This is a genomic window from Halobacterium sp. KA-4 (genome assembly GCF_021028995.1).
Classification (GTDB): domain Archaea; phylum Halobacteriota; class Halobacteria; order Halobacteriales; family Halobacteriaceae; genus Halobacterium.
This window is the reverse complement of sequence record NZ_JAJJZG010000003.1, coordinates 207623-230345: the sequence shown is the minus strand read 5'-3', so window position 1 is coordinate 230345 and position 22723 is coordinate 207623. Positions and strand designations below refer to the sequence as shown.

The following is a 22723-nucleotide window of genomic DNA, read 5'->3' as shown; positions in this document are numbered from 1 at the left end:
GCCACGCGGTGCGTGCCCGAGCGTGGTACCGTGAATTTCGTGAGATCGTCCTGATGTGTGCGGTCTACAACATCAAGCGATCCGTGAAACAGTGAAATCGAACGCCTTCTGGCGATTCACCAGAGCCAAGTATGCCAAACGTTCGTGCTATTCGGATAAGAGTCTACCCCTGGCGGGACGAGCTGGGGAAGTGTCGAGATGGCTACAGTTCGATGCGCTCGACGAGTTGGTCGCTGTCGCCGCCGGTGTTGAGCGCGACGATGCGGACGTCGTTCTCGATGCCGGACTTGTGGAGTTTCTCCTTCAGGAGGTTGTCGACCTGGTAGACGCCCGCCGCGTTGCGCATCTCGATTTCAACGAGCACGGGGCGTTCGTCGCCTTCCTCCAGGGTGACTGAGTCGATGGCCTGACTGGAGATGGTATTGATGCCGCGGCCGCCGCGCTCGTAGGGGAGCCGTGAGCGCCCCCGCTCCATGTCGAGGCCGTCCGCGACGCGGATGACGCCCGCTTCCGTCGTGAGCGGGTCTTCCTCGGTGTGGTGGCAGAGAATCGCGTGCAGCACCTCGGCCTTCACGCGCACGGACTCGGGCGTCGCGTAGAACTCGGGGAGGATGCGGTCCAGCAGGTCCGCCGCCAGCGGAATCGAGTAGTATGCGTGCTCGTCGCGGTGGACGACATGCCCGATGTCGTGCAGGGTCGCCGCGAGCGCGATGATAACGCCCTCGTCGGCCTCGTCGAGCCCCTGGTCGGCCGCGCCGTTGAACTCGACGCCGCCGCGTTTCAACAGGTCATAGAGTTTGAGCGCACGATTCCGGACGATTTCGATGTGCTTGGTGCCGTGGTCGTTGTACCCCTTCCGCTTGACCGGGTTGACGTTCTGCGCGTCGAGGTACGTCGTAATCTCGGGGTCGTCGGTGACGAACGCCAGCACCTCGTTCAAGCGCTCGTCCGGGAACGCGTGCTCGGCGTCCGGGTCGTACTCGCGGTCGGCGTCGGACTGCGTGGCGTCGCTCATACCACGGGGATTCGCGGGCCGACCTGAAAAACCGTGTGACGGTGCCGGCTTCCTCGCAGTCGCCCCGGGAGCGAGAGCGGCCGAAAACGCACCTCTCGTTTCCGCTCGCTGCCGTTACTGCGACACTGAAAGGAGCATAAAGCCTATAATTGCGAACAGGCTACCATCGAGTAGCGATGTTCACCAGTACTCCCCTGTTCATTGGCGGGTTGCCGGGCGGCATGGAGTGGGCAGTCATCCTGCTCATCGCCGTCCTTCTGTTCGGCGCGAACAAGATTCCGAAGCTCGCCCGCTCCAGCGGCGAGGCGATCGGCGAGTTCCAGAAAGGCCGCGAGGAAGTCGAGCAGGAACTCCAGCAGATGCGCGAAGGCCCCGAAACCGAGGGCGAGACCGAGACTGAGGCCGAGAGCACGGACACCGAGACCAGCGCGGACTCAACGAACGCCGACACGGACTCCGAAACCCCGTCCGGCAACTAACGTAACGGTTTTTCTCTGCCCCGTCCTCGCTCGACGTAGAGGGCGTGTGGCCAAGCGGACACGGCGAGAGGTTCCTAACCTCTAGATCGCGGGTTCGAGTCCCGCCACGCCCGCTTCGTGGTTTCGAGCGACTGCTCGAAACACACTCGCGGCGCTTTCGAACGCGCTTGGCGGCGTCCTCGTTCCCGTACTCCTCCAGATAGTCCACCCAGGAGTACTCCCCGACCGTCGCGCCGCCGTCGTACTCGCGGACGGCGGGCGTGAGCTGCTGCCAGTCGTAGTCCCGATTCCGCTCGCCCGGTGTGCCCTCAGCTGGTGCGTCGTCGGTGCCGCCGCTGGCGATCGCCCTACCAGCCCCGGCATCGTCGCCTGCCATTAGCCAGTACTGGCCAGGCAGCCGCAAAAACCCTTGCGACCAATTGCCACGCTTCTTGACACGAAGACGGCGGGCGCTACCGGTACTCGTCGACGACCGTGACCTCGCCGTCCGCGACCTCGATGTCCACCAGCGCCGTCACGTCATGGGGCGAGTCGGCCATCGCGCTCTCCGAGCCAACCTTCCGGATGACCACCACGACGTCCGCAATATCCGCGCCGATGCCGTCGAGGGCGTCCGTGAGCGCGCGCAGCGTCCCACCCGTCGACAGCAGGTCGTCCAGCACGAGCACGCGGTCGCCCTCGTCCACGTCGTTGACGTACATCTCGCCCTCCGAATAGCCCGTCTCCTGGTGGATTTCGACCTCGCCCGGCAGCCCGTACTCGCGCTTCCGCACGACCGTCACGGGGAGGTCCGTCTGCAGACTCACGGCCGTTGAGATGTGGATGCCCATCGCCTCCGGTGTTACGATTTTGTCCACGTCCTCGAGGTCCGCGACCCGCGTGATGCCGACGACGATCTCCCGCAGCAACGCGGGGTCGAGCATCGGCACGCCGTTGCTGATTGGGAGGACGACGTACTCGTACCCACCCTCTTTCTCGATGACGGGCGCGCGCTGGAAGGACTCGCGTAACCGCTCCATACCCCGCGTTCGCCCGTCGAGACAAAAGGATGTAGGGTTCGCCGTTCAGACCGACACGTCCGAGAAGTCAAAGAACGCGGTCTCGTAGCCCTCGTGGCGCGAAATTTGGGGCGGCGTGTCGACGCTCACGGTCACGTTCTCGATTTCTTCGCCCGAGGAGACGACCGCGCCGTAGTGGTAGCCGAGGTTGGGGTCGAGCGTCGGCACGAGGTCGCCGTCGAAGACCTGTGTGCCGCCCGCGTCGACAGTCGCCGACAGTGACGCGCTCGGGAGCACAAACTTGTTGTGTGGCGTGCATAGCGACGCCGCGACGTACGTCTCGCTGTCGCCGGCGAGGTCGCCGAACTCCTCGGTTGCGCCGACGACCAGATTCGCACCGCCGGTCTCGCCCGTGCCGCGCACTGGAATCGGGAAGTCGTCGGCGGGCGGCGCCTGTGAGAGCGTCGCGCTCTTCATGTCCATCGGGTCGACCGCACCTGCCGTGCCCTCGCGGTCGGCGGGGATGTCCTCGAACGGGAGGTCGTCGAGGCTGGCGCGGTCGAACGTGAACGAGAATTCGAACTCCAAGGGGTCCGTAGCGGCAGTCTCGCCCGTCCGGCGCGTGGTCGGCGGGACGACGCGCACGGAGACGTCGTAGTTGCCCTCCGGGCCGAGCGCGACGTTGTCGCCGTGGTGGACACCCATCTGCTGGGAGAGCATCTGCCACGGCGTCACCGACGACGTCTCGCCGTCCGGCCCCGTGTGCTCGATGGCGACGTTCGCTTCCGGCAGCACCGTCCCCGTCTCCGTGTCCCAGACGGCGACCATCAGGTGGACGTCGTCCTCGCCGCGGACGTCCACGCGGTCGGTCTCCGCACCGCGCACCAGCCAGAAGCGGTGCGGGAACGTGTAGGAGAGCGCGCACGCGTACCGGCCGCTGGTCTGCATCCCGGCCATCTCCATCCCTTCGACGTGCGAGGGAACGTAGGCGGTGTCCGGGCGGTTCTCGGGGAGTGGCGGCTCGCGGGTCGCGCGCTCGGTTTCGAGGAAGCCCAGGCAGCCCGCGGTCGCGCCGAGTCCGACGCTGCCGGCTGCCGCGAGGAACGCGCGGCGACTCGGCTTACGCATCGCTGCCCTCCGGGGTGGGGAGCGCGCGATTCGACCGCGGCGGCAGCAGGTAGTTGCCGCGGTGGGTGACCGAGAGGTACTGGCGGATGCCGTTGTTCTGCGTGCGGCCGACCGGCGTCTGACCGCTCACGTCGGTGGCGTTCATCGCGTCGCGGGTGCGCTCGAAGTCCGCGATTTCGCGCTGGAGCGCGAGGAAGTGCACGCCCGCGTGGCCGCCGTCCGTCGAGTCGAAGTCCCGCCGGAGGATGACCGGACGGCCGTCCTCGCGGACGCGCTGGAATTTCTGCGAGTGCCCGACGACGCCGCGCTCGCTGCCCGTCTCGACTGGGTCGCCGCAGTCGTCCAACTGGGGGCTGTCGCCGAGGTTCTCGCCCGTGCCCTCGACCGCGCCGCTGTCGGCGTGCGCGGGGCAGAACATCTGCGCGACGCGGGACTCGCGGTCGTCCTGCTCGTACCACTGCGTGAGATTCAGGTCGATGTGGGAGACGTGTTGGGTGGTGCCGCCCGCGAACGGCCCGGACTGGATGGTGACGCGGTCCTCGGTCGCCTGGCTCTTCTCGAAGCCCGACTCGAAGCCCATGTAGAACGGCGCGTCCTCGGGCACAGGCTCGGAGTCCGGGACGCCGCCCGTGTCCTGGTGCTCCGCCGGGAGGCCGTCGCCGACGAACCCGGAGCGCCGGTCCGCGACCGAGAAGACATCCGTGAGCGCGGCGTCGACGTCGACGCCGTTGGCGGTGTCGCGGTTGCCGCGCATCGCTTCTTCGGCTTCGAGGACGCCGCTGGCGTGGTCGCTGGCGAGGTGGAGGATGGCGTCGGGCGTGTCCAGCGCGGGGTCTTCGAGGTCCGAGAGCGGTTGCGGCTCCGGGAGGTGGACGGACTCGGGGAGCGCGCTGTCGAAGCGCTCGAAGTACGCGGGGGAGTAGCCCAAGGTCGCCAACAGTCCATTATTGGACCACTCGTAGGCGCGTTCGAGCGTGCGGAGCGCGGATTCGACGGTTCCGCGGGCTTCGTCGGTGGGCTCGCCGTCGAATTCGAGGTGGACGAGTGCGTGGTGGCGCGGCGGCACGACGTTCCCCGCGTCGTCCCGCGAGAGGGCGTCGTTCCACGCGTGCTGGTGCTCGGGTAGCGACGCCGGCTCGTCGACGCCAGTCGGCACGTCGGCGTCCTCGCGGTCCATGCACGCCGCGAGCGCGCTCGCGCCGCCGATGGCGACCGCGGACTTGAGGAACGCGCGGCGGCTCACGCCGCGGGAGTCCGGAAGCATACCCGGATGTTGCGCGTTCACGCGAAAAGCCGTTCTGGTGCACCCGTCGAATTCGACGCGCGGACCAGAACCCGCAAGCCCCTCCACACGAGACAACGACTATGCATCCGTTCCGTGCCGCTGGCCGCGCCGGCGGCATCGTCGTCGCCGTCGCCGCGCTCGCGAGCCCGGCAGCCGCCCACACCGGCACCACGCACGCCGGCACGCCCCACTGGCTGTTGTTCACGCTCGCGTTCGTCGGCATCGGCGTCGCCGTCGTCGCGATGGCCGCGTACCGCCGCGGCCGAATCGACGGCACGACGGGGGCCGTTGCGGGCCTCGTCGCCGCGCTCGCCGGCGGGTTCGGGCTCGTCGGCCTCGTCGAACTCCAGGTCGTCGCCGACACTGGCCCCCAGATTCGCTCCATCTACCCGACGCTGAGTCTCGTCGTCGGCACTGCGATGGCGGTCGGCAGCCTCGTCGTCGGCCGCCGCCGATGGCCCGAACGCCCGCGCTACGTCGCGCTCGGCATGCTGCTCGCGGCGTGGGTCGTCTACCCCATCGTGATGCCCAACGGCGGCACCTACCACGTCCTCGGCTACGTGCTCGTCGCGACCGTCGTGTTCGCGGTGGGCTACGTCCTCTACTGCGACGCGTGGGGCGTCGTCCAGAGCCTGCGGCGCGACCGCCGACCGCTCGGCGCGGGCCTCGCCGCAGGCGTGCTGTTCGTCGGCTTCTTCGCGTTCTCCGCGGGGACGCTCACCCTCAACCCCGACCCCGGCGTCGGCGCGCCGACCGAGTCGACGGTCGTCTTCCTGCCCGTCGCCGACCCGCTGGTCGCGTGGCCGGCCGTCGAGTTCGTCTTTCCCTCGGTCCCGATGGCGGGATTCGTCTCCGTCGGGACGGTCGTCATGATGGGACTGCTCGGGAGCCTCGTCGCCGTCAACGTCGGCGTGCTCGTCCAACAGGCGCGCGCCGAGAGCGCAGCGGACGGCGGCACGTCCGCGCTCGGGATGGTCGCCACGACCGGCGCGACCGCGTGCTGTTGCTGCGCGCCCGCGTTCTACGGCGTGCTCTCCGTGCTGTTCGGCGCCGCCGCCACCCCCGCCTACTGGGCGTTCATGGACCCGACGTCGCCCGTCGGCGGCGTGTTCTTCGCGGCGAGCGTCCTGTTGATGCTTGGGAGCATTGTGCGCGCGACGGGCGGCGGCCGGTCGGTCGCCGCCTAGTCGAAGAAGTTGTCGAGGAGGCGCTCGAATCGGTCGACGAACCGGTCGGCCGCCGAGGGGTCGACGTCGGCGAGCAGTCGGACGGTCTCTTCTGGCCGCACGAGCGCGAGCGTGACGCGGTTGCGCTCGTCGCGGCGCTTCTCCACGACGTCGTGCGTGGTGAGCGGGTCGAGGTGGTGTTCGAGCGTCGAGCGCGCGACGCCGACGCTTTCTGCGACGTCGTCCGGACGCGACGGGCCGGTGTCGAGGAGGTAGTAGAGGGCGTCGCGTGCGGTCTCGCGGCGCGCGAGCGCGACGACGCCCCGCTCCCAGTCGTCGAACTCGGGCGGGAAGTAGTGCGTGCGCCCGGAGACGCGTTCGACCGCGAGGTCGCCCGCGCGGACGAGTCGCCGGGCGTGGTGCTGGACCTGCCCGGGCGCGAGGTCCGTCGCGCGGACGACCGCGTTGAAGTGGACGCCGGGGTCGTCGTGGACGTGCGCGGCGACGCGGTCGCGGGTGTCGGTCACCGCTCGCCACCTCCCGTGGCCGTGCCGGCGACCGAGCGCGCGTACCAGACCGCGGCGATGACGAGGCCCGCCATCAGGACGTCGAGGCCGTGTTCGAGGACGTGGTGGACGTCGCCCGCGAGCAGGCCGCCGACGCTTGCGCCCGCGACGACCGAGCGCGCGAGCAGCGTGGCGAGTGCGAGCGCGACCAGCAGGTAGGGCCGGGAGCGCCGCCGCAGGAACGCTATCAGCGCCGCGCCCGTGAGGAGGGCGGACGCCACGCCCGCGGCGGCGAGCGCCACCACGAGCGGAACGTCCAACCCCGCGGTCTGGGCGTGCGCGACAGGAATCACAGTTCCCGGTTGCGCTGCAGCGAGTGTAGGTCGTTCGGTTTCTCGCGGCTGCCTGTGCTATCGTGACGTGGTGGCGGACAACGCTTAACACGCCGCGGCGCTATCTTTGAGTATGGACGATATTTTCGTCGGCCGACTCATGTCGGACAGCATCCACACCGTCACGCCCGACACGCTCGTCGAGGATGCCGCCGAGCTCATGCTCGACAACAGCATCGGCTCGGTCGTCGTCGTCGACGAGGACGGCCATCTCGAAGGCATCCTCACCAACACCGACTTCGTCACCATCGTCGCGAAGAGCAAGCCGAAGGCCCAGACCACCGTCGAGCGCTACATGACCACGGACGTCGTCACCACCGGCGCGCAGGACTCCATCCGCGACGTCGCCGACGCCATGCTCGAACACGGCTTCCACCACATGCCCGTCGTCGACGAGGAGGACAACGTCATCGGCATGATTACCACGAAGGACCTCGCGTCGTACATCTCCACCGTCCAGACCCCCAGCCCGGCGTAATCACCGCCTGTCGGCTTCTTTTGTGAGTTCTCGATAGTCCGGATTCCCCGGCGAGGCTCGCCGAGTGACCAACTACCACACGCCTCTGTGAGAAACGCTCACTCGCATGGCAGACTCACACAACCACGACCACGAACCCGGCCACCACCACGAGCACGTCGACGCGACCGTCGCGGACCACGACGACTGGGCGCGACGCCGCCGCAAGGGCATCCCGACCGACGACCGCCTGCTGGTCGTCGCCTGCATGGACGAACGCATCCCCGTTGAGGACGCCCTCGACATCGAACTCGGGGACGCCCAGATTTTCCGGAACGCCGGCGGGAAGGTCACCGACGACGTGATTCGCTCGGCCGCGCTCACCACCCAGTTCTTCGACACCGAGGAGATTATCGTTGTCAACCACACCGACTGCGGGATGATGAGCGCACCCGACGACGCCGTCGTCGACGGACTGGAAGCCGCCGCGGGTGGCGACCTCGACGACGTCGACCTCGACCCCGCGCTCCCCGACCTCTCGATAGGTGACGCCACCGTCGCCGACTGGGTGCGCATGACCGACAACATCGACGAAGCCTGCGCCGCCCAAGTCCGGTACCTCGAGGAACACCCGCTCGTCGACGCGACCGTCCACGGCTACGTCTACGAAGTCGAGAGCGGCACGCTGCGCCACCCCGGCGGCCGCATCGCCGAGGAGATTAGCACGCGCGTCGAGGACTGAATCGCCCCCTCAGAATCCCCAGCGGAGGCCGGACATGGTGCCGACGATGGCGACCATGAGCACGAGTTCGACGAGGCTCAGCATGCCGTACTTCTTGTTCAGGTCCGCGAGCCGCTCGTGGTCGGTGTCGTCGGCGGCGATTTCGTCGAACATCCCGGCCGTGAATTTGTGGAGCGGGCCGAACCCGAGCACGAGCAGCGCGGCGGCGAGCGCGACCGCCGCCCACAGCGACGGTGTCGGGGAGTCCCAGAGCCCCATCAGGCCGGCGAGCCCGACGCCGGAGCCGACGACGCCGAGCGACACCGGCTCCATGAGCAGGTTCATCTTCGGGACGAAGCCCTCCGCGAACTCCGCGTTGGCCTCCTCGGAGAGGCTCCCCATGACCGGGCCCAGGACGACCGCGCCGAGCACCGCGGTGCCGAACCAGAACGCGCCGAGGAAGAGGTGGACGGTGAACATGATTCGGACGTCCCCGGAGAGGTAGCCCAGGACGGGCAGGACCAGGGGGACGGCGACGGCGCCGACCGCGAACGGTCGGGTGGCGGCGTCGGCCATCGTGCGGTAGCGTTCGCGCCTGTTCGCGGGTCGCTGTGCGTCGGTCAGTGACATTCGGTGGTTCCCCTCACAACGAGTCGTAACTCCGCTGACATCTAATAAATGATGGGGTAGAAACAAATCCGCGAAGCGCCGCCGCGAGCCGGGGCGGGCGTCAGTAGATGCGCTCGGTCGCTATCTCCGCGCCCTCGGCGAGCGCGTCGAGCTTCTTCCACGCGATTTCGGGGTGGACCATGCCGATGCCGGCCTGCGTGCCGAAGCCGCAGTCGGGCGCGGCGACGATGCGCGTCGAGTCGTCGACGGCGGCGGCCACGCGCTCCAGGCGGTCCGCGATGGTCTCGGGGTGGTCGACGACGTTCGTCTTCACGTCGACGACGCCCGGAATCAGGTCCCAGCCGTCCGGCACCGGATGCTCGGCGAACGCGCGGTACTCGTGCTGGTGGCGGGGGTTGGCCTGCTCGACGCTGAGCCCCGTGATGTCGGCTTCGTAGATTTCCGGGAGCAGCTCCGCGAGGCCCGTGTCGAGGTGGTGGGGGCCCTCGTAGCTCCCCCAACAGGTGTGGAGGCGGACCTGCTCGGCGGGGACGTTCGACAGCGCCTCGTTGAGCGCCTCGACGTGGAGGCGCGTCGCCGCCTTGACTTCGTCGAGGGGTGCGTCCGCGTACTCCGCGGTGTGGCCGACGGTGAGGAGTTCGGGCGCGTCGATTTGGAGGGTCGTCCCGGTCTCGGCGACGAGCTCGTACTCCTCGGCCATCGCGTCCGCGACCGCGAAGAGGTACTCCTCGTAGTCGCCGTAGTAGTCGTCGACGTGCGTGGCGGTGACGACGCTGGGCGACGCCGAGGTGACGAACGTGTCCTCGAAGTCCGCGTCGACGTCGTCGAGGGCGTCCTGGAACCCGTCCAATTCGGCCTTCGCGTCGTCGTGGCCGGTGTACTCGACGGGGCCGGTGACGACGGGCTGCATCGAGAGGTCGATGACGTCCGTCTCGAACGTCTCGGAGGCGTAGTCGGGGAACTCCTGGAGGTCCGCCCAGAGTTCCTGCTCGCGCTCGCCGTCGATGCCGCTGAGGCGGTCCGCGACGTACCAGTTGAACGAGACGCGGGACTGCTCGCCGTTGTTCGCGACGTCGAGGCCGACTTCGGCCTGGCGCTCGACGACGTCGCGCGTGGCGTCCGCGACGGTCGCGTCCCACTCGTCGGCGTCGACGTCTTCGCCGTCCTGGCGCTGCTCCAGGAGGTCGAGCAGCTCCGGTGGTCGGGGAAGGCTACCGATGTGCGTCGTGCGAATCCGGTCGTTCGCCGTCATTAGATACTCGTGCGAGTAATAGCCAGGTTCGCCAATATAACCAACGGTATTCACCTCCGCGCCCGGTCCGGAGTCGCTGGCCGGTCGGTCGCTCGACTCTTCGCCGCTTGCCCGACGAGACGGCAGAAACACAGTTATTATTGGCGCACGACTGCCCGTTCCGAGTAGACCTAATGGGCTTGCGCACCGCAGTTCGGCAGGAAGTGACGGCGCTGTGGGGCGGCGGGAAGGGCATCTCCCTCGTCGCCATCGCCACCGGCTGGGGGCTGCTGAACGGCGGACGGATGGTCTACCCCGTCATCATCCCCTACCTCCAGACCGACTACGGCCTCTCCCTGACGGTGACGGGCTTGCTTGTGACCGTGCTATGGTTCTTCGCGGCAATCGGCCAACTCCCCGGTGGGATGCTCGCCGACCGGCACGACGAGCGTGCGCTCATGGCCGTGAGCGCGGTCGTCGTCGCCGCAGCGCTCGGCCTCGTCGTCACATCCTCCTCACCACTCGTCCTGTTCGCGGCGACCGCCGTCTGGGGGCTCGGGCACTCGCTGTACCCGATAGCCAGAATCACGATTCTATCGAAGCTCTACACGCAGCGCCTCGGCAGCGCACTCGGCGTCACGATGGCGACCGGCGACATCGGCCAGACCGTCCTCCCGCCGATTGCCGCCGCGCTCGCCGCCGCCGTCGCGTGGCAGGCCGGCCTCGGCTTCGTCGCACCGCTCCTCGTCGTCGCCGGAATCCTCATCTACGCCACGTCACCGAGCCGAGACGACGGGACAGACGCCGGGACGGACTCGGAGAGCACGCAGTCGCTTCGGGACGCCGTCGACGTCCTCGCGGAACTCCGGACGCCGGAAATCGGGTTCATGACGGTCATTCTCTTCCTCTACATGTTCATCTGGCAGTCGTTCACCGCGTTCTATCCGACCTACCTCACGTCGGTGAAAGACCTCTCCACCCCGCAGGCGAGCGTGCTGTTCGGGTTCTTCTTCGCAGTCGGCGTGCTCGTCAAGCCGCTGGCCGGCGCGGCCTACGACCGCATCGGGATGCGCCGCTCGCTCATCGGGATTCTGCTGCCGGCTGCCGCGGGCTTCCTCCTGTTGCCCGTCGTCTCCGGCATCTGGCCGCTCGTCGGTATCACCGCGCTCGTCAGCACGATGCTCGGCACCGGCGCAATCACGCAGTCGTTCCTCGCGGAAGCGTTCTCCGAGGCGACCCAGGGCACCGGACTCGGCGTTATCCGCACGCTTACTGCGTCACTGGCCGCCGCCGGCCCGGTCGTCTTCGGCGTCGTCGGCGACCACGGCTACTTCGACGAAGGCTACGTCTTCCTCGCGGTCGTGATGGTCGTCGTCATCGCGCTCACGTACCGGATGCCCGAATCGACCTGATCATAGTCGCGCGTCGTCCATCGCATTCGATGATCGAGTCTGTGTACAGGCGGTACAAGGCGACTGCCTCGGGGCTTGACCCCGAGGGTGAAGCCGACAACTTTTCGGTGTTTTAACCCTCTTCGAAACTCAATCAAAGATGAAGGGACCGATGGATCTCACGCTCCGCTTCCGCGCTTATCTTCCCGATGCTGTGGCGAGCGAAGCGTGGCGACATATCGATATCCTCCGACAAATCCGCAACCACGTAGTCAGAGACTACTATCTTAATTCAGCGAGAGAATCCCGCCGTTCACGGCGGGCGTGAATCGCGTACGCTCCGGGAGAAACCTCCACTGGTTCTGCTAACTGAATATTCATTGAAGAACCTAGTGGCACTGTCTAGTTTAGGACCTCGTCAGCTGGCGTTCGATCATCGAGCGGTTGATGCGGTCTGAGGCGGTTGTAGTAATGTGCAAATAATGCAAGAAATTGGCGAACGCCCTGCCGACTGCCCACCCACGAGTTGTGGAAACGGTCGAGGCGCATTTTGAGCGTGTGAAACCATTTTTCGATGAGGTTTCGGTCGGTATAGTCAACCCGACCGTTCAATCCTAATCGGGCAAGAGAAGTCCGATAGCCGAACTGATCGACGAGAAAAATCGTGTCTGAAAGATCATGTTTCTCCACCAGTCCAGACAGGAACGCAGCCGCCGGATCGGTGCCGTGGCGTCCGAACAACGCCACGTCAAAAATGAGTTTCGTGCCGAGGTTTATTGCAGTGTTCAACCAAGACCACTCGCCGTTACTCTTGACAGCGGTCTCGTCAACCGCGACCCGCGACGGCTTCGCCGTCGGCGGGTCGCAGCCGCTGTCAGCCAGCCGAGGCACCCATTGCCAAACTGCTTGATGAGAGCGTTCAACGCCTAATTCCGCGAGAATCGTTGTTGTCTCTCTGAGCGAACAACCGGTCGCATGAAGCCGGACGGCGAACGCCCTGACGGGCGTCGCCGTCCGTTCACGCTCCCAAGTTTCTTCTAAATCCGCCGCAAAGCACTCGCTGAGCAGGTCTGCGAGCATTGTCCCAAACAAACTCAACGACCTGCTCACTTCTCAAAATAGCTTAACTAGACAGTGCCACTAATTTCATTCTGTAAGATATCTTGAGCTGAATTGACAGTCGCTCTCATTTTATTGTCACTCTCCCGAATTAACACACGCGTAGCTCCGTGCCACAAACACACGTGGAGTCATCGGGACTGAGCGAAACCTTCGGTTTCGCGAGGTACGACGAGTCCACAACTGAGGGAGCGTAGCGACCGAAGGAAATGGACTCGTCGGGATTTGAACCCGAGGCCTTCCCCGTGCCAGGGGGATGATCTACCACTGATCTACGAGCCCTCAAACGCATTCAAACGTTTCCCGTGGTCGTTGATAAACCCCGCGAATTCATTTGGCGGCCCACGGGGAGATGGAAACCCTTTACGTGCCCGAGGGCGTTCTCGGCTGTAGGGAACCACACGGCCGTAGATCCGACAGCGCCGCGCGGGTTCGGACGCCAATTGCGTCCGCTGGCGCGGCTTGGGACTGCGGTAGTGTTCCGGCACCAGTTGGTGCCGCCAGCGTTTCGTGTAGTTCCAATCCGAAAATCATGGCACGAATGCACACGCGCCGCCGTGGGTCGTCCGGTTCGGACCGCCCGGCGGCAGACGAACCACCGGAGTGGAGCGACGTAGACGAAGACGCAATCGAGGACCGCGTGGTGGAGCTCGCCGAGCAGGGGCACGACCCCTCGCAGATCGGCATGAAGCTCCGTGACGAGGGCGTGCAGGGAACGCCGATTCCGGACGTCAAGCTGGCGACCGGGAAGAAGGTCACCGAGATTCTCGAAGAGAACGACGCCAAGTCCGACCTGCCCGAGGACTTCCGCAACCTCCTTGAGCAGGCGATCCGGCTGCGCGAGCACGTTCAGGAGAACGGACAGGACCACCAGAACAAGCGCGCGCTGCAGAACACGGAGTCCAAAATCCGTCGGCTCGCCAACTACTACCGCGGCGACGAGCTCGACGAGGACTTCAAGTACTCCTACGAGAACGCGGTCGAACTGCTCGAATAGATGGCGACGACGGGACGCACCACAGCTGCGACCGAGCCCGACGCCGAGTCGGTGCTGTCCGACACGGAGTTCGTCCGTGTGATGGCGGCACCGACCGGCGGGAGCATCGCGGCCGCCGCGATGCTCGCCGGGGCGTGCGACGAGCACGACGTACCGTACCAGGTACGCGTGACTCGCGGCGCGCCGTCGGCTCCGGACGCGGCGGAGACGTCCCTCGTGGCCATCGGCGTCGAATCGCCGGCTGCCGATGCGTCGTTCGTCGAGGACGCGCCGAACGCGGCCTTCGACGCGGCGCGGGAAGCCGGTGCAGACCCCGACCCAGTGGTGGCGTTCGCGGGCGCGCTCGCTGACGGCGTCGAGCCGTCCAGCGACGTCCGGGAGGCCGCTGGGTCGACGCGGCGTCCGGGCGTCGGGATTCCGACCGCGGACCTCGCGGCGGGCCTGGCGCACTCGACGCGCGTCCACGCGTCGTTCTCTGGGGACGAGCAGGCGGCGGGCGCGACGCTCGCCGAAATTGGCCTCCCGCCGGAACTCGACGACGCGGCACAGCGCCGCCTCGCCTCGGTAGTCGCACTCGACGCGACCGGCGAGACGGCGCGCGCTGCAGACCGCGTCGCAGACCTCCTCCGCCCGCACGAGACGCCCGCCGGCCCCTTCGAGACTGTCGAGGGGTTTGCGGACGTGCTCGGTGCGCTGGCGTGGGACGCGCCCGGCTTGGGCGTCGCGCTGGCGCTCGGTGCGGTCGACGCGCCGACGGCGTTGGACGCGTGGCGCGACCACGCGACCGACGCACATGCGGCGGTCCGACGCGCGGACCCGTCGCGGTACAGCGCGGTCGAGGTCGTCGAGGCCGACGCCGCGCAGCCGACCGTCGCGCGACTCGTCCGGGACTACCGGGCTCGCGAACCCGCAGTGCTCGTCGTCGGCGACGACACTGCCGCACTCGCGACGACCGACGCGGACGCCCGCGACGTCCTTCCGAACAGCGTGGGGACGTCGACGCTGGCGGTCGCAGACGCCGAACACGAAGCAGACCTCGTAGAAACCGTGCGGGGCGAACTATGACGCGGCACGCGACGATAAGGACCACGGTACCGGACCCGGAACTGGTCGCAGCCGCCGTCCGCCCCGACAACACCGCCGAGATGGGCACGCGAGTCACGGAGGACGCCGTCGTCACGCGCATCGAGCGCGACGACACCGGCGGCCTCCAGTCGACCGTCGACGACTACGTCGTGAACGTTACGGTGGCGACCGAAGTCGCACAGCACGCAAACCAACACACGACAAACGAATCATGAGCGAACGTTCCGTATCCAAGCAGAACCAAGAGAAACGGTGGTACACCGTGCTCGCGCCGGAGGAGTTCGACCGGCAGGAGCTCGGCGAGACGCCCGCCGAAGAGCCAGAACAGGTCTACGACCGAACCATCGAGACGACACTCGACGAACTCGTCGACGGCGGCGAGAACAACGTTAAACTCACCTTCCAGGTGGACGACGTCGGGAGCGACACCGCGTCCACGGAGTTCGTGAAGCACGAACTCACGCGGGACTACAAGCGTAGTCTTGTGCGCCGCGGGTCGTCGAAGATTGCCGTGACCATCACGGTCCTCACGACGGACGACTACCGCGTGAAGATTCAGCCGGTCGCGTACACCACGAAGCAGGCCGACCAGAGCCAGCAGAAGGCCATCCGTCGCACGATGATCGACCTCGTCGAGGAAGCCGGCGAGGAGCGCACGTTCGAAGCGCTCATCGACTCCATCACGGAAGGCCGGCTCTCCTCGGCCATCTACGACGAAGCGAACACAATCTACCCGCTTCGCCGCGTGGAAGTCCAGAAGGCGACGCTCGAAGCGCCGCCCGAGGAAGTCCACGAGGAAGAGGAGACAGCCGTCGGCGTCGAAGACGAAGCCTAACCGCTTCCGAACCATCCGAATTCACACTTTTAGCGCATCTACCTCGACAGCGACGCCGCCGGCGGTCGCGTCACTCGGTGACGACGACCTTTCCGAGCATCCCCGCGCTCTCGTGCGGGATGCAGACGTAGTAGTAGTCCCCGGCGACATCGAAGGTGTGCTCGTAGGTCTCGCTCGGTTGGACGATGCCGCCGCCGTTGATGCTGTTCTCCCACGCGTTGCGGGCGGCTTGCTCGCTCTCGAAGCCGCCGGAGGCCCAGTAGTCGGCCCCCTCGGGAACGCCGTCCTCGTAGGCGGTGACGGTGTGGTTCCGGGAGCCGGTGTTCGCCCAAACGACGGTGTCGCCCACGCTCGCCTCGAACGTTGGCACGTCGTTCCCTTTGACGGCGGGCTCGGGGACGAACGCGTTCGACTGCATGCCGATGTCGTACTCCGAGCTGGACAGCGACGGCCCGATACAGCCGGCCAGCGCCCCGGTGACGCCAGCCCCTGCTGCGGCGAGGAACGCCCGGCGTTGCATGGTCGACAGTCGGTTCGTCGCGCATTTATACAGCGCGGTCCCGCCGACGCAAGCCTCGAACCGGTGACAACGCAGGGACACGACGGGAGCACGGATGTAAACACGTAAGGACGCCTGCCGAGATGCGTGGAACATGCAACCCCGCTTCGTCGGCCGGTTGGGCGTCGCGGACGCCGTGACCGCGGCGAACGCGGCACTTGGCTTCGTGGCGGTCGTGGCAGCCACCGTCGACGTGGCGCTCGCCGCTCGGCTGGTGTTGCTCGCCGCCATCGCGGACGGGCTCGACGGCGTGCTCGCGCGCAAGTACGGCGGGACGCCGGCCGGCGAACACCTCGACTCGCTGGCGGACGTGGCGTCGTTCAGCGTCGCGCCCGCGTTCCTCGTCGCGGTCGTCGCGCGGAACGCGTGGAGCTTCGAGAGCACGTGGGGCCTCGTCGCGCTCGCCGCGTGCGCGCTGTTCGTCGCCGCGGGCGTCGTCCGCCTCGGCCTCTACACGGCTTACGACACGGGCAACGACCACACGGAGGGCGTGCCGACGACGCTCGCCGCGACCCTGCTGGCTGCGGGCGTGCTCGCCGGGGTTGGTGACCCGCGAATCGTCGTCGCCGCAATCAGTATTCTCACCGTGTTGATGGTGTCGACGATTACGTACCCCGACCTCTACTCGCGGGACGCGCTCGCGATGGGCGCGGTGCAGGCTGCTGCCGTGCTCGCGCCGACGCTCGGCCCGCGGCTATTCCCCCGCGCCCTGCTGGCGTGGGCGTGCGCGTACCTCGTGCTCGCGCCGCGATTCTACTGGCGGGGCGAAGGGAAACGCTCATAGGCGCGCTGGCGGAACGAATTGGTATGAGCGACGGGGACGAGGAACCCGAGGAGTCGGCCGACGCGCCGGCCCCGGACGTGGACGTAGAAACGCTTCAGGAGCGTCTCGACGACGCCGTCGACGCCCTCGAAAGCGCCGAGACGGAGGCCGACCTCGACGACGTCGAAGCAATTCTCGACGCCGTCGAGTCTGACCTCGAAGCGGCGGACCTCCCGGAACCCGAGGAGGAAGACGAGGAGGCCCCTGCCGAGGCACTTGAGTCCCGGTTGTCCGAACTCCGCGAGAACCTCGAAGCCCAGCGCGGGCCGTACGCCGAGGACGTCGTCACGGCAATCGAGGACGCCCAATCCACGCTGGAGTCGACGCGCTGGACTAAACAGGGCGAACAAGCACTTCAGGCGGCCGTGAGCACCTACCTCGATGACGCCGGCGAGGCGCTCGACGAGACGTTCGTCGGCGGTGAAGTCGCCGAACCGGAGGCGCTCGCAGAGGAACTCGACGAGGTCGTCAACGCGGTCGAAGCAGCGGACCTCGACCCCGACGAAGACGCCGCGACCATCGAAGCGCTCACGGAGGCGACCGACGCGCTCACCACGGGCGTCGAGGACGCTCAGGAGTGGGACGACCTCTCGGTCCGCCAGAAGCTCCGCGCGGAGGGCTACTACGAGGTCATGGGCCAGAAGCGCAAGGACTTCCCGCCGGAGTGGACGGCGCTCAAGCAGTGGGAGCAGCGCGAGAACGTCGAGATGATTCTGCTCTGCCTCGAACACATGGGCGACTCCGACTTCATGGAGCGTCACTGTCTGGAGGCGCTCAAGCGCGTCGCTAGCACGGAAGCGCTCGACGAGGTCGGCCAGCGCGCCGCGCGTCGGAACACGCTCGCCGTCGAAATCGTCGGCCGCATCGGCAGCGAGGACGGCATCGAGCACGTCATCGACTTCGTGGACGCCGAGGGCAACCCCGACCTTCGAATGACCGCGCTGAAGTCGCTCGGCGAAATCGGCAGCGAAGATACCACCCAGGACGTCGCCAACCAACTGGTTGCCGACAACGACAGTGTGCGCAGCCGCGCGGCGCGCTCGCTGGGCCTCATCGGTGACACGCGAGCCATCGAGCCGCTGACGGACGTGCTGGCCGACGACGACAGCGACACGGTGCGCGCGTCCGCGGCGTGGGCACTCGTCCAAATCGGCACCGAGCGCGCGCTCGAAGCCGCCGCCGAGTACGCCGACGACCGCGCGTACATCGTTGAACAGGAGGCCCAGAAGGCCGCCGACGAACTCGACGCTGACACCGCCGAAGCCGCCGCGTAACCCTTCTCGCGTTCCCCGACCTTGCCGTACGAAGCCGGGATGAACCTGGGGCGTGCTCGCGCTCCTCGCGGTCGCCGCCCTGCTCGCGAACGGCGACGAGATGGTCGACCTCGCTGTGGACGTCGCTGCAGTCGCTACTGCAGGCTGCGCTCGGAAAATCGAATTCGGCGCCAGCAGTGACGTCGGCCGCGACGGCTTCTGGCAGGAGAACGGGGAGGGTGACTATCGCTTGGGGGCGGTGTGGAGTTCCTCGTCGAGTTCGGCTTCCGCCATCTTCTCGATGAGGGCGTCCAGCACTTCCTCGCGCATTCCGGGGACGAAGCGGATGGAGCCGACGACGAGGTGGCCGCCGCCGGAGACGCCCGCGCCCGGCAGTTCCTCATTGAGTTCCTCAACCATCGTCGGGATGTCGAGACGCACGCCGTCGCTACGAAGCACGGAGAAGTCCGGGCCGTAGCCGATGGTGATGACGGGTTCGCCGGTCTCCTCAACTTTGCGGTCGTGGATTTCGCCGGTGGTCTTCCCCGGCGCGGGGTACGTAAACCGGTGGGCGTGGTTCTCGACGTCGATGCGGTAGAGGTTCGCGCCGTTCGCGACGCGCTCGTGTTCGACGTGCGGGGTCGCCGCCTCGAGCTGTTCGGCGACATCCTCGTCGGCGCGGTTCGCGAGGAACGGCACGAGTTCGCGGTGCCGGTCGTCGTCGCCGTTCACGTTGAGGATGTCGTTGATGAGCTGCGTGCCGGGGTCGTAGCGTAGCATGTAGGCTTCGTAGTCCAGCGCCTCGCTGATGTTCTGGAGAAACTGGTCGTCGTAGCCGGCTTCGCGGGCGAGTTCGAGGTAGTCGGTCATCTCGTCGGCCTTCGAGCGGTCCGAGAGACCCGCGACTGCGGGGACGTGTTCGAGTTCCTCGGTGAGCCCGGGGTAGATCATGCGCGCAAGTTCGACGCAGAGCATCCCCGTGGTGATACGGTAGTCCTCGCCGTGGAGGTAGGGATTGACGTGTTCCTCGACGAGCGGATTCACGGCGTCGGGGTCGGGGTGGTGGTGGTCGACGACGACGATGGGGATGTCGTAGTTGTCCAGCGCCTTGTACGCGGGCGTGTCCTCCTCGGTGCTGCCGTTGTCCAGCATGAGGAGCAGCGGGAGCTTCTGGCCATGGCGCGCGCGGTCTTCGAGCGCGAAGTTGAGGTCGCGGGTGGCATCCTCCATCTCGTAGTACGGGGCCTTGCTGGGGAGGCGCTTGAGGAGGTGGCGCGCGGCATCGGTGTCCTGGTGGGCGTCCTCGATGAACTGCGTGAGCGCGTACTGCACGGGGACGCTGGCGGCCATGCCGTCGCCGTCGGCGTGGTGGCGCATCCGAATTGGTCGGCCTTCGAGGACCGCGCGGCGGAGCGTGCGCGCGACCGAGCGCAGTTCCGGCAACATTCCTTCGAGGGCCGGCCAGTCGACGAGCGGGTCGATGTCGATGGGCTCGGCGCGCTCGGTGAGCGCGGCGTCGAGGCGGCCCGCGACGTCGGCGGCCTCCTCGGCTTCGAGCACGTCGATTTCCGTGACCTCGACCTGGTAGGTCCCTTCGCGCTCCTCGACGTCGCCTTTCACGTGCACGAGGTCGCCGACTTCCACGACGGGGTGCGCGCGGACGCCAGCGGCCTCGAAGGCCGTACACGGAACGGCGCTGGTCTCGTCGCGCACGCGGAAGATGGTCGGGCCGCCGGTCTGCTTGATTTGGACGACCTCGCCCTCGACGTGGACGGTCTCGCCGACGTGGTCGCCAACGGTATCTGCGTCGATGCGGTCGTAGCTGTGCTCGCGCTCGACGGTCTCGTGGTCGTCAAGGGACACGAGTTCGAAGCTCAGGTCGCCATTCTCGCGGACTTCCGTGAGCTTCACGACGACGTCGTCGCCGACGTCGAGGTCCTGCTCGCCGTCGAACGTGGACTCGTGGACGAGCCCGGAGACGTGCTCGGAGAGGTCGACGAAGACGCCGTAGTCGACGACGCCATTCACGGTCGCGTGGTAGTACTCGCCGGATTCGACCTCCTGCGCGGTACACGAGGAGTGGAGGTCGACGACGACCGGCCGGTCGGCCTCGTCGTCGGAGGAAGCGTCAGTCATCTTGTGCCTAGATTCGGCGTCGGCGTTTTTAACCCTTTTCAAGGCCGTTTCGCGTGCGAACGCGCGAAACTGGCGGGCCTGTGTCCCGCGATGTTCCGGAAGCCTCAACAGTCACCGCCGCCGACTATCAGGTATGCTGTTCGGTGGGCGTCCCGACGTCGTCGGCATCGCACGGGAAGCCCTGGACTTCGCGATGGAAGCCGCCGAGGACAGCCACCCCAACGAGTACCTCGGCCTGCTGCGCGGAACGCCCGCCAAGGAGTTCGACGTCGGCCCCGACGACGGCTACGTCGTCACGGACGTGCTGATGGTCCCAGGCACGGAGACCAACCCCGTAAGCGCGACGTTCAACTCCAGCCAAGTCCCCAACGACTTGCGCAACGTCGGGAGCGTCCACTCCCACCCCAACGGCGTGCTCGCGCCCTCCGACGCCGACCGCGCGACGTTCGGCCGCGGCGACGTCCACATCATCCTCGGCGCACCCTACGACCCGAACTCGTGGCGCGCGTTCGACCATGAGGGCGAGCCCCGCACCCTCGACGTCTACGACGTCCCGCTCCCCGAACCCGAATCGTTTTTCGACTTCACGCAGGAAGACATCGACGAGGAACTGTGAGACGAGTCGTCGCGCAGGGGACTTTTGACCTGATTCACCCCGGCCACATTCACTATCTGGAGGACGCAGCCGCGATGGGTGACGAACTGCACGTCATCGTCGCGCGCCGCGAGAACGTCACCCACAAGGAACCGCCGGTGCTCCCGAACCGCCAGCGCCGCGACGTCGTCGCCGCCCTCGACGCCGTCGACCACGCCCGCGTCGGCCACGAGTCCGACATCTTCACTCCCATCGAGGATATCAATCCGGAGGTCATCGCGCTCGGCTACGACCAACACCACGACGCCGACGCCATCGAAGCCGAACTCGCCGACCGCGGCGTCGATTGCGAAGTCCGCCGCGCGTCGGGCCGCGAGAAGCGCTACGACGACGAACTCCTCTCCACGGGCAACATCATCGACCGGATTCTGGAACAGCGCTGCTAGGACTGCTTTCGGAAGTTTGTCCGCTCGACTCTACCGACGACATCTCCTCGAAAGCGCCCGCTCGCTCGCGGTGGCTCGCCATCCGCTATCGCCTACCAACGGGAGGCGATAGCGGATGGCGAGACGACCACGTGAACGCGAGCGCGCAGGGGCTTTCGGAGAAGTATCGTCGTATTCTCCGAATGCGTAGAAACCGTGACTACAGTCCCAGTTCGCGGCCGATGACGAGGTGCTGAATCTCACTCGTCCCCTCGCCAATCTCCATGAGTTTGGCGTCGCGGAAGAACCGCTGCGGGGCGAAGTCCGTCGTGTACCCGTAGCCGCCGAGCGTCTGGACGGCGTCCTCGGCGACCTCGCGGGCGGCCTCGCTGGCGTCGAGTTTCGCGAGGGCAGACTCCTGCGTGACGGATTCACCGTTGTCGTAGCGCGTGGCAGCCTTGTGCGTGAGGAGGCGAGCGCGCTCGGTCTTCCGGTGCATGGAGACGAGTTTGTTCCGGATGGCGTCGAATTCAGAGATGGGCTGGCCGAACTGCTCACGCTCGACGGCGTACTCCTTCGCGGCTTCGTAGGCGCCCTGTGCGAGGCCCGTGGAGAGCGCGGCGATGGAGATGCGGCCGCCGTCGAGGGTCTTCTTCGTCTGCTCCCAGCCCTCGCCCTCCTCGCCGAGCAGGCGCTCGGCGGGAATTCGGCAATCGTCGAACTGAATTTCGCAGGTAGGCGAGGCGTTCAACCCCATCTTATCCCACTCGGTCGTAACCTCGAAACCGTCGTCTTCCTCCGGATCGACGATGAACGTGGAGATGCCGCCGTAGCCCGCGTCCGGGTCCGTGACGGCCTTCACGAGCACGCTTCCCGCGACGGAGGCGTTCGTGATGAACTGCTTCGTGCCGTTGAGGACGTAGTCGTCGCCCTCGCGTTCGGCGGTCGTGTCCATGTCGCTGGCGTCGCTGCCGCTGTCGGGTTCGGTGAGCGCCCACGACCCGAGATACTCGCCCTCCGCGAGCGGGCGCAGCCAGCGCTCCTTCTGCTCCTCTGTGCCGAACAGTTCGATCGGCTTCGACGCCAGCGAGACGTGCGCGGCGTACGACAGTCCGATAGAGCCCGAGACCCGGCCGAGTTCCTCCGCGACGAGCGCGTACATCAGTTGGTCGCCGCCGAGCCCGCCGTACTCCTCGCTGACGGGTACTCCCATCATGTCGAGGTCCGCGAGGTCCTTGAACACCTCCGCCGGGAAGCGGTGTTCCTCCTCGATATTCCACGCGATGGGCTCGATTTCCGCCTCCGCGAACTCCCTGACGGTGTCCCGAATCATCCGGTGTTCGTCGGGAAGGTCGAAGTCCATACTGCAAACTTTGCCACCGCCAGCATAAACACACCGGAACGACCGTGAACGATCCCCATCTCGTTGGTGCTCGGACGCTCTCCGGAGGGAAGGAGGCTCGTGGGTTGAGCTGGTCGAACACGCTGCTCGCGGC

The 22723-nt window shown here is 67.0% G+C and carries 25 protein-coding genes, 2 tRNA genes and 2 pseudogenes; 16 read left to right on the top strand and 13 right to left on the bottom strand.

The window, feature by feature from the left end; all coding sequences use genetic code 11:
* A pseudogene (locus LPA44_RS05400) lies at positions 1-95 on the top strand (IS5/IS1182 family transposase); the annotation flags it as partial.
* A gap of 107 nt (positions 96-202) precedes the next feature.
* On the opposite strand, the gene LPA44_RS05395 reads toward LPA44_RS05400, so the two are convergent.
* Positions 203-1015 carry an HD domain-containing protein gene (locus LPA44_RS05395; protein ID WP_230888568.1) on the bottom strand — a complete coding sequence of 271 codons (813 nt, stop codon included), beginning with the start codon at positions 1013-1015 and terminating at the stop codon, positions 203-205.
* A 176-nt stretch (positions 1016-1191) separates the two neighbouring features.
* On the opposite strand from LPA44_RS05395, the gene LPA44_RS05390 reads away from it, so the two are divergent.
* Together LPA44_RS05390 and LPA44_RS05385 are read left to right on the top strand one after the other, a co-directional pair.
* Positions 1192-1494, top strand: a complete 303-nt coding sequence (locus LPA44_RS05390; protein ID WP_230888567.1) for a twin-arginine translocase TatA/TatE family subunit — start codon at positions 1192-1194, stop codon at positions 1492-1494.
* Positions 1495-1534: 40 nt separating this feature from the next.
* Positions 1535-1607, top strand: a tRNA-Arg gene (locus LPA44_RS05385).
* Positions 1608-1946: 339 nt separating this feature from the next.
* On the opposite strand, the gene hpt is transcribed toward LPA44_RS05385, so the two are convergent.
* From hpt to LPA44_RS05370, 3 genes are read right to left on the bottom strand one after another with little or no spacing between them, the layout of a single operon-like run.
* A complete protein-coding gene (gene hpt / locus LPA44_RS05380) occupies positions 1947-2513 on the bottom strand; it encodes a hypoxanthine/guanine phosphoribosyltransferase (protein ID WP_230888566.1) in 567 nt (188 codons plus the stop codon).
* 45 nt (positions 2514-2558) lie between these two features.
* Positions 2559-3620: an iron transporter gene (locus tag LPA44_RS05375; protein ID WP_230888565.1), complete on the bottom strand. Its 1062-nt coding sequence runs from the start codon at positions 3618-3620 to the stop codon at positions 2559-2561.
* Positions 3613-4884, bottom strand: coding sequence for a DUF7405 family protein (locus LPA44_RS05370; protein ID WP_230888564.1), 1272 nt, complete (start codon positions 4882-4884; stop codon positions 3613-3615). The genes LPA44_RS05375 and LPA44_RS05370 overlap by 8 nt, the downstream gene beginning before the upstream one ends.
* A 101-nt stretch (positions 4885-4985) precedes the next feature.
* Between LPA44_RS05370 and LPA44_RS05365 the strand changes: the two genes are divergently transcribed.
* On the top strand, positions 4986-6092 hold the full coding sequence (locus LPA44_RS05365) for a hypothetical protein (protein WP_230888563.1): 1107 nt from the start codon (positions 4986-4988) through the stop codon (positions 6090-6092).
* On the opposite strand, the gene LPA44_RS05360 is transcribed toward LPA44_RS05365, so the two are convergent.
* Positions 6089-6598 (bottom strand): winged helix-turn-helix transcriptional regulator, encoded by a 510-nt coding sequence (locus LPA44_RS05360; protein WP_230888562.1) that lies wholly within the window; start codon positions 6596-6598, stop codon positions 6089-6091. The two genes, LPA44_RS05365 and LPA44_RS05360, sit on opposite strands and share 4 nt — an antisense overlap.
* On the bottom strand, positions 6595-6930 hold the full coding sequence (locus LPA44_RS05355) for a DUF7471 family protein (RefSeq protein ID WP_230888561.1): 336 nt from the start codon (positions 6928-6930) through the stop codon (positions 6595-6597). The genes LPA44_RS05360 and LPA44_RS05355 overlap by 4 nt, the downstream gene beginning before the upstream one ends.
* A 112-nt stretch (positions 6931-7042) precedes the next feature.
* Between LPA44_RS05355 and LPA44_RS05350 the strand changes: the two genes are divergently transcribed.
* Positions 7043-7447 carry a CBS domain-containing protein gene (locus tag LPA44_RS05350; protein WP_230888560.1) on the top strand — a complete coding sequence of 135 codons (405 nt, stop codon included), beginning with the start codon at positions 7043-7045 and terminating at the stop codon, positions 7445-7447.
* A gap of 106 nt (positions 7448-7553) precedes the next feature.
* Entirely contained in the window at positions 7554-8168 is a 615-nt protein-coding gene (locus LPA44_RS05345; RefSeq protein ID WP_230888559.1) for a beta-class carbonic anhydrase, read from the top strand.
* A gap of 9 nt (positions 8169-8177) precedes the next feature.
* Here LPA44_RS05345 and LPA44_RS05340 read toward each other — a convergent pair whose 3' ends face one another.
* Together LPA44_RS05340 and LPA44_RS05335 are read right to left on the bottom strand one after the other, a co-directional pair.
* Positions 8178-8777, bottom strand: a complete 600-nt coding sequence (locus LPA44_RS05340; RefSeq protein WP_230888558.1) for a hypothetical protein — start codon at positions 8775-8777, stop codon at positions 8178-8180.
* A 100-nt stretch (positions 8778-8877) separates the two neighbouring features.
* On the bottom strand, positions 8878-10029 hold the full coding sequence (locus LPA44_RS05335; RefSeq protein WP_230888557.1) for a cobalamin-independent methionine synthase II family protein: 1152 nt from the start codon (positions 10027-10029) through the stop codon (positions 8878-8880).
* Positions 10030-10202: 173 nt separating this feature from the next.
* On the opposite strand from LPA44_RS05335, the gene LPA44_RS05330 reads away from it, so the two are divergent.
* Together LPA44_RS05330 and LPA44_RS18355 are read left to right on the top strand one after the other, a co-directional pair.
* Positions 10203-11420, top strand: a complete 1218-nt coding sequence (locus LPA44_RS05330) for an MFS transporter (protein WP_230888556.1) — start codon at positions 10203-10205, stop codon at positions 11418-11420.
* A gap of 151 nt (positions 11421-11571) precedes the next feature.
* A pseudogene (locus LPA44_RS18355) lies at positions 11572-11685 on the top strand (RNA-guided endonuclease InsQ/TnpB family protein); the annotation flags it as partial.
* 116 nt (positions 11686-11801) lie between these two features.
* Here LPA44_RS18355 and LPA44_RS05325 read toward each other — a convergent pair.
* A complete protein-coding gene (locus tag LPA44_RS05325) occupies positions 11802-12479 on the bottom strand; it encodes an IS6 family transposase (protein WP_230888555.1) in 678 nt (225 codons plus the stop codon).
* Between the two features lie 249 nt (positions 12480-12728).
* Positions 12729-12800 (bottom strand) — tRNA-Ala (locus LPA44_RS05320).
* Positions 12801-13050: 250 nt separating this feature from the next.
* Between LPA44_RS05320 and LPA44_RS05315 the strand changes: the two genes are divergently transcribed.
* Genes LPA44_RS05315 through LPA44_RS05300 form a run of 4 tightly spaced genes read left to right on the top strand, consistent with a single transcriptional unit; the run spans position 13051 to position 15436 of the window.
* Complete coding sequence (locus LPA44_RS05315; protein ID WP_058981981.1) at positions 13051-13515, top strand: 30S ribosomal protein S15; 465 nt, start codon at positions 13051-13053, stop codon at positions 13513-13515.
* Positions 13516-14580: a hypothetical protein gene (locus tag LPA44_RS05310; protein WP_230888554.1), complete on the top strand. Its 1065-nt coding sequence runs from the start codon at positions 13516-13518 to the stop codon at positions 14578-14580.
* On the top strand, positions 14577-14816 hold the full coding sequence (locus LPA44_RS05305; protein WP_230888553.1) for a KEOPS complex subunit Pcc1: 240 nt from the start codon (positions 14577-14579) through the stop codon (positions 14814-14816). Before LPA44_RS05310 ends, LPA44_RS05305 begins: the two co-directional genes overlap by 4 nt.
* Complete coding sequence (locus tag LPA44_RS05300) at positions 14813-15436, top strand: 30S ribosomal protein S3ae (RefSeq protein ID WP_230888552.1); 624 nt, start codon at positions 14813-14815, stop codon at positions 15434-15436. Before LPA44_RS05305 ends, LPA44_RS05300 begins: the two co-directional genes overlap by 4 nt.
* A 70-nt stretch (positions 15437-15506) precedes the next feature.
* Here LPA44_RS05300 and LPA44_RS05295 read toward each other — a convergent pair whose 3' ends face one another.
* Positions 15507-15956 carry a plastocyanin/azurin family copper-binding protein gene (locus tag LPA44_RS05295; RefSeq protein WP_230888551.1) on the bottom strand — a complete coding sequence of 150 codons (450 nt, stop codon included), beginning with the start codon at positions 15954-15956 and terminating at the stop codon, positions 15507-15509.
* 133 nt (positions 15957-16089) lie between these two features.
* Between LPA44_RS05295 and LPA44_RS05290 the strand changes: the two genes are divergently transcribed.
* Both LPA44_RS05290 and LPA44_RS05285 read left to right on the top strand, forming a co-directional pair.
* Positions 16090-16779, top strand: coding sequence for a protein sorting system archaetidylserine synthase (locus LPA44_RS05290; RefSeq protein WP_230888550.1), 690 nt, complete (start codon positions 16090-16092; stop codon positions 16777-16779).
* Positions 16780-16802: 23 nt separating this feature from the next.
* A complete protein-coding gene (locus LPA44_RS05285; RefSeq protein WP_230888549.1) occupies positions 16803-18092 on the top strand; it encodes a HEAT repeat domain-containing protein in 1290 nt (429 codons plus the stop codon).
* 222 nt (positions 18093-18314) lie between these two features.
* Here the strand turns inward: LPA44_RS05285 and LPA44_RS05280 are convergent, their stop codons facing one another.
* The gene (locus tag LPA44_RS05280) at positions 18315-20207 is read right to left on the bottom strand and encodes a DHH family phosphoesterase (protein WP_230888548.1); all 1893 of its coding nucleotides are present in this window, start codon (positions 20205-20207) and stop codon (positions 18315-18317) included.
* Between the two features lie 133 nt (positions 20208-20340).
* On the opposite strand from LPA44_RS05280, the gene LPA44_RS05275 reads away from it, so the two are divergent.
* Both LPA44_RS05275 and LPA44_RS05270 read left to right on the top strand, forming a co-directional pair.
* Entirely contained in the window at positions 20341-20823 is a 483-nt protein-coding gene (locus LPA44_RS05275; RefSeq protein WP_230888547.1) for a Mov34/MPN/PAD-1 family protein, read from the top strand.
* Positions 20820-21248 (top strand): adenylyltransferase/cytidyltransferase family protein, encoded by a 429-nt coding sequence (locus tag LPA44_RS05270; RefSeq protein ID WP_230888546.1) that lies wholly within the window; start codon positions 20820-20822, stop codon positions 21246-21248. Before LPA44_RS05275 ends, LPA44_RS05270 begins: the two co-directional genes overlap by 4 nt.
* Positions 21249-21447: 199 nt before the next feature.
* On the opposite strand, the gene LPA44_RS05265 is transcribed toward LPA44_RS05270, so the two are convergent.
* On the bottom strand, positions 21448-22590 hold the full coding sequence (locus tag LPA44_RS05265; RefSeq protein WP_230888545.1) for an acyl-CoA dehydrogenase family protein: 1143 nt from the start codon (positions 22588-22590) through the stop codon (positions 21448-21450).
* Positions 22591-22723 lie beyond the last annotated feature (133 nt).